3 protein-coding genes are annotated in these 2,490 nt (G+C 32.2%); all 3 read right to left on the bottom strand.

Translation table 11 applies throughout. The annotated features are described in order from the left end of the window. Positions 1–51 precede the first annotated feature (51 nt). On the bottom strand, positions 52–723 hold the full coding sequence (locus ACMOUI_RS11280; RefSeq protein ID WP_418965793.1) for an alkaline phosphatase family protein: 672 nt from the start codon (positions 721–723) through the stop codon (positions 52–54). A gap of 9 nt (positions 724–732) precedes the next feature. Continuing rightward, a complete protein-coding gene (locus ACMOUI_RS11275; RefSeq protein ID WP_418965792.1) occupies positions 733–1,773 on the bottom strand; it encodes an ABC transporter substrate-binding protein in 1,041 nt (346 codons plus the stop codon). A 131-nt stretch (positions 1,774–1,904) separates the two neighbouring features. Continuing rightward, positions 1,905–2,490, bottom strand: a 586-nt coding sequence (locus ACMOUI_RS11270) for a DMT family transporter (protein WP_418965791.1), incomplete at its 5' end; no start/stop codon positions are given.

Genomic DNA, 2,490 nt, shown 5'->3' with positions numbered 1-2,490 from the left:
TCTTTGAGTGATATTAGAATCTCTATATTTTTTAGATATGTCTCCCAATATTCAAAGTGGAACCTTTCTTTCAAGAGTAGTATCTCCTCCATGGTTTCCTTTCTCGTCCATTCCATGATCAGAAGTAACTATAATCTCATACCCCTGCTTTTGCCAAAGAGGTATAAAGTGTGATAAATAGAAGTTTAACTTATGAACTTTATTCTCATACTTCTTAGAAAGTCCTCCATATCTATGTCCTGCCTCATCTATATTCATAGTGTGTAATAGTAAAAACTCAGGTTTTTTATCTTTTATAACTCTATTAGTTAAAGTCAGTAGATGTGAGTCTGGATAGTTGTCCTCCCAATAGAATCTTCCATAATTTATATTTTTTTCTAAATTTTCAACTTCAATATCCTCTTCCATATTGAAAGGTCCATTGTATAGCTCATGTATCCAATGATATGCAATTGCTGCTGTTCTTAATCCCGATTTTCTTGCAACAGAGAATATACTTTCCTCCTTTGACATTCTATTTATCTGATTGTTTATTATTCCACTTTCTAGAGGTGTTTTTCCAGTTAAAATAGTTTCATACAGAGGTCTTGAAATGCTAGGAAGCTCACTTTTTAAAGTGAACTTTTCCCCTTGACCAGCCTCTTCTAAAGCTTTTAAATAGCCCATTTTATTACTTACATGGTCTCCCATACCATCAATTAAAATCAATATCAATTTTTTCATAAGCTCTCCTTATTTTCTATTTACTAAGACTTCCTCTTGCCAAATTCTTCCCAAATTTTTAGAAGTTTTATCCCAAGCTTCATGATTCTTTATAGCTTTTGCATTTTTATATTGCTCATCAGGAATCATTTTTTTCTTTATATCCTCTGGTAAATCAATTTTTCTTATTGGTCTTGCATTTCCTTTGGCTAAATTGATCTGTCCCTCATCACTAAATATATACTCTCTTGTCAGTTTAGCTGCATTTGGATTTTTTGCCCATTTATTGATTATTGTTGTATACCCACTTATTAAAGACCCATCAGATGGAATTAAAATCTCAAATCTATCCTTATCTACAGAATCTCTATAACTCAATCCATTAAAATCCCACATCAATCCGATTTCAACCTCTCCTTTTTCCAAGTTTTGAATATTTGGAGCTACTGCTGAAACTCTACCCTCTTTTGCTAAATTAGCAAAATATTTTATAGCTGGTTCTATGTTGCTTTCATCTCCACCTAATGCATAAGCTGCCGCTAAAATTGCACTAGAAGCCTGTGCAGCAGTCCCCACATCCCCTGTACTAACTTTATATTTACTATTTTTTAACTCTTCCCAAGACCTAGGTATATCTTTTTCTGGAATCTTATCCTTATCCACAATAAAAGCTATTGTTCCAGTATATGCTATCATCCAGTGTCCATCTTTATCTTTTGCCCACTCTGGCACCTCATCCCAATAACTTGTTTTATATGGCTGAGTTACCCCCTGTTTTAGAGCTATATTTGCAAATCCAGCACCTATATCCCCTATATCAGCTGTAGCATTTTTACCTTCATTTTTAAACTTTGCGATCTCCTGTGCACTACTCATATCTGTATCACTGTGTTTTATATTATATTTATCTTTTATTTGATTCCAAGTATCCTTCCAGTTTGCCCAATTATCTGGCATTCCTACCGATAGAACTTCCCCTTCTTTCTGTGCTTTCTCTTTAATCTCTTCTAAAGTTTCTCCATAAGTTAAAACAGTTGATAAAAGTGTTACCAATAAAACAGTTTTTTTCATTATTTCTCCTCCCTAAAACTTTAATCCTAACTTACTCTATCACCTTCCTGTTAATATCAAATAAATTATAGGTAAATTAACTGTAAAAACTCTTTTGAAGCTTTAAGTAAACTTGAAAAAAGAAACTTACTTCACTTTCTACAATAGACCTTTTCTTTTATACTTTTTAAATCTATCTGAATCCCAATGGCACTAGCAAATAGTATAATTGCTCCAACAATTTGATTTAAGCTCATAGTTTCAAATAGTATGAAATACGCAAAAATTGCTGAAAACACAGGTTCTAAGGATAGAATTACTGCCGTTGTTATTGCATTTACATGTTTTTGAGCGAGCAGTTGAAAAATATAACCAAGTGCTGTACTAAAAATACTTAGCAACACCAGGGAAACTATGAACCTTTTATTAGTAAAGCTTATAGGCTTATAGGGTATTATTTTAAATAGGAATAAACTATATACTGAAGTGAATCCAAATTGCAAAACTCCTAGAGTTATAGGGTTATATTTTTTACTAAAATCTCCTATTAGAGCCACATGAAGTGCAAATAAAATAGCACATAACAAACATAGAAAATCACCATATTGAATGGTTAAGCTCTCTTGAACTGATATCAGATATATCCCCAATATAGAGAGCAGCATAAATATAAAATTTTTATAAGCTATTTTTTCCTTTGATATGAAATATCCGAAAATTGGGATAAAAACAACCGAT

It is taken from the genome of Cetobacterium sp. (assembly GCF_048470075.1).
Classification (GTDB): domain Bacteria; phylum Fusobacteriota; class Fusobacteriia; order Fusobacteriales; family Fusobacteriaceae; genus Cetobacterium_A.
Note: the sequence above shows the minus strand (reverse complement) of the source record. Positions and strands in the feature narration are given on the sequence as shown.

What these genes read in the sequence shown, in the direction of transcription:
- ACMOUI_RS11280 (WP_418965793.1), bottom strand. Translation starts at nt 723, where the DNA reads ATGAAAAAATTGATATTGATTTTAATTGATGGTATGGGAGACCATGTA.
- ACMOUI_RS11275 (WP_418965792.1), bottom strand. Translation starts at nt 1,773, where the DNA reads ATGAAAAAAACTGTTTTATTGGTAACACTTTTATCAACTGTTTTAACT.